Source organism: Streptomyces sp. PU-14G (genome assembly GCF_041028275.1).
GTDB lineage: Bacteria > Actinomycetota > Actinomycetes > Streptomycetales > Streptomycetaceae > Streptomyces.
The window spans coordinates 1-6,390 of the sequence record NZ_JASKYT010000384.1 but is presented as its reverse complement, the minus strand read 5'-3'; the positions used below and the strand labels follow the sequence as shown (position 1 = coordinate 6,390).

Genomic DNA, 6,390 nt, shown 5'->3' with positions numbered 1-6,390 from the left:
GCCCACCACGTCCCGCGCCCGACGGTCCCCCACCCGCGCCCGGCACTGCCTGTGGCGGCTCGGCTTCCGCGCCCTGCGGCCCGGCGTCCGCGCGCGGCTCCGCGTCCGGCTCCGCCTCTGGCGGCCCGGCGTCCGCGCCCGGCTCCACGTCCGGCGACCCGGCGCTCGCTTCCGGCGGCCCGGCGTCCGCGCCCTGCGGCCCGGTGCTCGCGCCCGGCGGCCCGGCGTCCGCGCCCGCCTCCGCGTCCGGCGGCTCGGTGTCCGCGCCCGGCACCGCCTCCCGCCGCCCGGCGCCGGCGCCGGGCGGCCCCGCACCGGCGGCCTCGACCGCGTTGTCGATCAGGTTGCCCAGCACGGTGACCAGGTCCCTGGCCGGCAGCCCCGGGGTGTCGTCCACGTGGCTGTCCTCGGAGAGCGTGAGGTCGATACCGCGCTCGTTCGCCTGGGCGGCCTTGCCCAGCAGCAGGGCGGCCAGGACGGGCTCGCCCACGGCGCTGACCACGCGGTCCGTCAGTGCCTGGGCGAGCTCCAGCTCCTCGGTGGCGAAGTCCACCGCGTCCCGCACGCGGCCCAGTTCGATGAGCGAGACGACGGTGTGGAGCCGGTTGGCCGCCTCGTGGGCCTGCGAGCGGAGGGCTTCGGCGAAACCGCGCACCGAGTCGAGTTCGCCCGTCAGCGCGCGCAGCTCGGTGTGGTCGCGGAGGGTGACGACGGTGCCGCGTCCCTCGACCGGTGAGGTGTTGACGACGATCACCCGCCGGTCGGTGAGGTGGACCTCGTCCACGCGGGCCGCCGCGCCCGAGAGCGCGTCCGTCAGCTCCCGGGGCAGGCCCAGCGCGGTGACGGGCGAGCCGACCAGTTCGCCCCGCTCGGTCAGGCCCAGCAGGGTGCGGGCGCCGTCGTTGACGAGCGCCACCCTGGCGTGCCCGTCGAGCAGCAGCAGCCCCTCCCGCACGGCGTGCAGCGTGGCCTGGTGGTAGTCGTACAGGCGGCTCAGCTCGGCCGCGTTCATGCCGTGGGTGTGGCGGCGCAGCCGGGCGTTGACGACGTAGGTGCCGAGGCCGCCCAGCGCCAGGGCTCCGCCCGCGACCGCGAGCAGGGCTGCCAGCTGGTCGCTGACCTGCTCGCTGATGGTGTCGACGGCGATGCCCGCGCTGACCAGCCCGACGATGCGTCCGCCGTCGCGGACCGGGGTGACCACGCGTACCGAGGGCCCCAGCGTGCCGGTGTACGTCTCGTCGAACGTGCGGCCTTCGAGGGCGGGGGCGATGTGTCCGACGAAGCGTTCGCCGATCCGGTCCGGGTCCGGGTGGGTCCACCGGGTGCCGTCCGTGTCCATGATCGTGATGAAGGTGACGCCGGTGTCGCGCCGGGTCTCCTCGGCGTACGGCTGGAGCCGCCGCGAGGGGTGGGGGGAGCGGATCGCGTCCCGGACAGAGGGGGAATCGGCCACCGCCTGTGTGGTCGCCCTTGCACGGTGCGTAGCGGACTGTCTGGCCTGCGCCTTACCGGAGACGTAGGCGAACAGCGCGCACCCGGCGACGACCACCGCGACCAGCACCACCTGCATGGCGAACAGCTGCCCCGCCAGGCTGCGCGGACGGGACCGCACGGCAGGACGGGGGCGGGGGACACGCATGGTGACAGTCTGCCGTGGCCGGTTTCATGCACGTAATGCACGTAAGGGTGACGCCGGTCGCACCGTGGTGCATAGTCACCGGGACTCAACACGATATGGATCCGCGATGAACGTACCCCACCAGGGGCGTTACGCGGTGATCAACGTGAAGTGACCCATGGACGAGGAGCCGCCGACGTGTCGAAGAAGACACCGCAGCAGGCCGCAGCAGGCGCTGCGCCTGACGCACCACGGGTGAAGCGGGACCGCACCCACTACCTCTACATCGCGGTGATCGCCGCCGTGGTGCTGGGCGTGATCCTCGGCCTCACGGCACCCGGAGTGGCCACCGAGCTCAAGCCGCTGGGCGAGGGGTTCGTCAACCTCATCAAGATGATGATCTCGCCGATCATCTTCTGCACCATCGTGCTGGGCATCGGTTCCGTCCGCAAAGCGGCCAAGGTCGGCGCCGTCGGCGGTCTGGCGCTCGGCTACTTCCTGACGATGTCGCTCGTCGCGCTGGCCATCGGGCTGGTCGTGGGCAACGTGCTGGAGCCGGGCCACGGGCTGCACCTGACCGAGGCGGACCGCGAGGCGGGCGCCTCCCAGGCCGAGGGCGGGGAGGGCATGACCGACTTCCTGCTCGGCATGATCCCCAAGACCATGGTCTCGGCCTTCACCGAGGGCGAGGTGCTCCAGACGCTCCTGATCGCGCTGCTCGTCGGCTTCGCGCTACAGGCCATGGGCAAGGCCGGTGAGCCGGTCCTGCGCGGCATCGGGCACCTGCAGAAGCTGGTCTTCCGGGTGTTGGCGATGGTGATGTGGGCGGCGCCCGTCGGCGCGTTCGGCGCGATGGCCGCCGTGGTGGGGGAGACGGGCGTCGACGCGCTGAAGTCGCTGGCCGTCATCATGATCGGCTTCTATGTCACGTGCTTCCTGTTCGTCTTCGTCGTGCTCGGGCTGATTCTGCGGCTGGTCGCCGGCGTCAACATCTTCGCCCTGCTGAAGTACCTGGCCCGCGAGTTCCTGCTGATCCTGTCCACCTCCTCGTCCGAGTCCGCGCTGCCGCGGCTGATCGCGAAGATGGAGCACCTGGGCGTCAGCAAGCCCGTCGTCGGCATCACCGTGCCGACCGGCTACTCCTTCAACCTCGACGGCACGATGATCTACCTGACGATGGCCTCGATCTTCGTCGCCGAGGCCATGGGCGACCCGCTCAGCCTCGGACAGCAGATCTCCCTGCTCATCTTCATGTTCATCGCCTCCAAGGGCGCCGCGGGTGTCACCGGCGCGGGGCTGGCCACCCTCGCGGGCGGGCTCCAGTCCCACCGCCCCGAACTCGTCGACGGCGTCGGGCTGATCGTCGGCATCGACCGCTTCATGAGCGAGGCCCGCGCCCTCACCAACTTCGCGGGCAACGCGGTGGCCACCGTGCTGGTCGGCACGTGGACGAAGGAGATCGACAAGGCGCGGGTCGCCGACGTCCTCGCCGGACACGTCCCCTTCGACGAGAGCACCCTGCAGGCGGAGACCGCGCCCGCGGACCGCTCCGACGACGACGCGGACCGGGTTCCGCCGCAGGAGCGCACTCAGGTCGCCACCAAGGCCTGAGCGCCCCCGCTCACCGCCGCCTGCCCGGGCAGCGGGTGGCGCGATACTGGGGCCATGAGCACCCAGCGCCTGATCCTGGCCACCCGCAACGCCCACAAGGTCACCGAGCTCCAGGCGATCCTCGCCGACGCGGGGCTCGACCTGGAGCTGGTGGGCGCCGACGCCTACCCCGAGATCCCGGACGTCAAGGAGACCGGGGTGACGTTCGCCGAGAACGCCCTCCTCAAGGCGCACGCCCTCGCCCAGGCCACCGAACTCCCGGCCGTCGCCGACGACTCGGGCCTGTGCGTCGACGTGCTCGGCGGGGCGCCCGGCATCTTCTCCGCACGCTGGGCGGGCCGCCACGGCGACGACGCCGCCAACTTGGACCTGCTCCTCGCCCAGCTCTCCGACATCGAAGCGCCGCACCGCGCGGCCCACTTCGAGTGCGCCGCCGCGCTCGCCCTGCCCGACGGCACCGAGAAGGTCGTGGCGGGCCGACTGCGGGGCACCCTGCGGCACACCCCTGCGGGCAGCGGCGGCTTCGGATACGACCCGATCCTGGAGCCGGACGGGGAGAGCAGGACGTGCGCCGAGCTCAGCGCCGCGGAGAAGAACGCGATCAGCCACCGCGGCAAGGCGTTCCGGGCGCTCGCCCCCCTCGTGCGCGAGGCCCTGGCCCTCGGCTGAACCCCGGGCCCGAGCCGTCAGGGGCCCGAGCGGCCCGCGGTGTAGCGGTGCGCGAGGGGGGACTCGGGCCCGGGAGGCGGAAGTGGACGTGGCGTAGATCGCCTCTCTCGATTTCGAGGAGCTGTCGCAAACCACCCGGTCGTCGGCGGAAACGGAGAATGGACGGGTGAAGAGGTTGGAGACCACCGCGCGGACTCGGGCTCGGATGAGTCGCCAACGGTCACGGGACACCGACGTCGAGCTCGCTTTGCGGCAGGCGTTGTTCGCGGCAGGGCTGCGGTATCGCGTACACCGGCGGCCGGTGAAGGGGATACGGCGGGAGGCGGACGTGGTGTTCGGGCCCGCGCGGGTCGCGGTCTTCGTCGACGGGTGCTTCTGGCACGGCTGTCCCCAGCACGCGACCTGGCCGAAGAACAACGCCGAGTTCTGGCGAGCCAAGATCGAGGGGAATCGGGCTCGCGATCGGGACACCGACGCCCGGCTGGCCGAAGCGGGCTGGCTCGCGGTGCGGGTCTGGGAGCACGAGGATGCGGGCGAGGCCGCAGCACGGATCGAGAAGACGGTGAACGAGCGACGGAGTGCCAAGAAGCGCGGTGCGTCGGGCCCGGCATGAGGCTGAGACGTCCGGGGCGGAGGCGGGGTGGTGCCTGCGCCCCGGACGTAACGAAAGGCGCGGGTCTCACACGGTCGGGTCCAGGGTTCCGGCGAAGAACCCCAGTCCCGGGTCCTCGGGGGTGCCGATGAGCATCGCCCGGTCGAGTAGCAGGTTGTTTCCCTCACAGCTGGTCTCGGCGAGCATCACGCAGGCGTGGCAGGCCACGTGATTGGCACCGCCGACACCGGTCGCACGGGACTCGATACACAGCGGGTCCGCCGAGCACCAGGACGCCCGACGCAAGGCCGACTCGAGAGAGGCTGCCAGATGCTTCGGCTCGCCCTGTGCGACGAGGCCACCGAGACTGCCGGCCGAGTCGCTGGTCGCGGTGTACACCAGCAGGCCCGCCATGTCGTCGTCGCAGTACAGACGCTCCCGCAGGGCCGACGATGGGTAGCCCGCGTCCAGACTCCACTCCGCGATCAGGATGTGGGCGAGGGTGTGCAGGAGAACGTAGCGGGGAGAGGCGGGGGAGACTCGCGGTTCTCCGTCGCCGGTGTGGTGTTCACGCAGGTGCGCCGTGTGGTTGGCGTGGAGTTCGCCGATGCGCGTGTGGATTGTGGCGCTCCGCTCCCAGCCGCGGAGGCGGTTCTCGTCCAGACGGAGGAAGAGCCCTTCGCCCCGGACTTCCAGGGCGGGAAGCCAGCTCTTGCGCTGGAGGGAGAGCGGTGCGTGGTACGTGGGGCCCACGGCCTGTGGGTCGACGATGCGGGTGAACGACGTCAGCGCACGGACCTCGCGGAGCCGCTTGACCAGCATCGGAGGGCGCAGGCCGAAGGGTGCGAGGAGATCGGCGTCGGTGCTCGGCGGGACGCAGACGAAGTCCTCGTCATGATCTTGCTGTCGGACGTCGTCCGCGTTCCCCGCGGAGAGGCTGTCGTACTCCTCGCGGAGGATCCGGTGGTAGCGGTCCTCCACGGAGGCGTCCTCCTCCGGCGTTCCGTCACGCAGGAGCGCCATGACCGCTTCGAGATCGACATCGGCGCCCTTCAAAGCGCCCCTGAGGTGGATCGCGATGTGCGCGGGGTCTTCATAGCCGCGGAGAACCTCCTCGTGCTCCCTGACGACCCGTGCCAGGGTGCCGTCGCGGCTCCACGGCGGGATCGACAGGGCCGAGCGGAGGACCGGCTGCCAGACCGAGGAGGAACCGCGCTGGAGGGTGCGCGGGGGCTTGGTGCAGTGCTCGGCCGGCGCACCGTCGAGCCAGGGGCGCTTCCCCGAACAGGTGATACCCAGGTCGTCGAGCGCCCGCTGACGGAAGGCACCCTCCATGGAGACGTCCGGCACGCCGCAGCTGCACGACAGCACGACGGCGCGCAGCGACGTCGTGGATCCGGTGGAGCGCAACCGCATCGTGCCACCACACCTGCCGCTGCCCATGCCCTGCCCGCGCGCCTTTCGGTGCAGCCACTTCCAGTACGGGAAGTCCTCGATGTGGCCCTGCTCGCAGGCCATCACGAAGCGGGACGGGGCGAGCGGGTTGTCCGAACAGGTCGGACAGACGCTCTTGCCGGCGGGGCTGCCGAACGTGTTGTACGGGGCGAGGAGCTCACACTTCGAGCAGGACTGCCACCAGGGGAACCGCTTGACTCGGACGCCGTCCTCGCTGTCGTCGCCGGAGGCGGGCGGAAGCCGGAACCCAGAGACGCCGAGCAGCGACGCCAGCCGAGGTTCGTCGATCGGCGTCGCCTCGTCGCGCGACCAGGAGCGCTCCGCGTTGTCGAGGCCGGAGACGATGAACGACTCGTTGTCGACGGCGATGAGGCCGCCGACGCCGTAAGTGGTGATCATCTGGGCGCGGCGGACCGCGCCCTTGACCGGGTGGGTACGACGGGGC

Annotated in this window: 5 protein-coding genes; 3 read left to right on the top strand and 2 right to left on the bottom strand. The window is 71.5% G+C overall.

The window, feature by feature from the left end; all coding sequences use genetic code 11:
- On the bottom strand, positions 1-1,639 hold a 1,639-nt coding region (locus tag AB8Z75_RS29445), incomplete at its 3' end, for a histidine kinase (RefSeq protein WP_369207282.1).
- A 177-nt stretch (positions 1,640-1,816) separates the two neighbouring features.
- Between AB8Z75_RS29445 and AB8Z75_RS29440 the strand changes: the two genes are divergently transcribed.
- The 3 genes from AB8Z75_RS29440 (at position 1,817) to AB8Z75_RS29430 (ending at position 4,511) form a co-directional block, all read left to right on the top strand.
- Positions 1,817-3,229 carry a cation:dicarboxylase symporter family transporter gene (locus AB8Z75_RS29440; RefSeq protein WP_369207280.1) on the top strand — a complete coding sequence of 471 codons (1,413 nt, stop codon included), beginning with the start codon at positions 1,817-1,819 and terminating at the stop codon, positions 3,227-3,229.
- 54 nt (positions 3,230-3,283) lie between these two features.
- On the top strand, positions 3,284-3,898 hold the full coding sequence (rdgB, locus tag AB8Z75_RS29435) for an RdgB/HAM1 family non-canonical purine NTP pyrophosphatase (protein ID WP_369207278.1): 615 nt from the start codon (positions 3,284-3,286) through the stop codon (positions 3,896-3,898).
- 166 nt (positions 3,899-4,064) lie between these two features.
- The gene (locus tag AB8Z75_RS29430) at positions 4,065-4,511 is read left to right on the top strand and encodes a very short patch repair endonuclease (protein ID WP_369207276.1); all 447 of its coding nucleotides are present in this window, start codon (positions 4,065-4,067) and stop codon (positions 4,509-4,511) included.
- Between the two features lie 66 nt (positions 4,512-4,577).
- On the opposite strand, the gene drmB is transcribed toward AB8Z75_RS29430, so the two are convergent.
- The coding region (gene drmB / locus AB8Z75_RS29425) for a DrmB family protein (RefSeq protein WP_369207274.1) at positions 4,578-6,390 on the bottom strand (1,813 nt) is incomplete at its 5' end.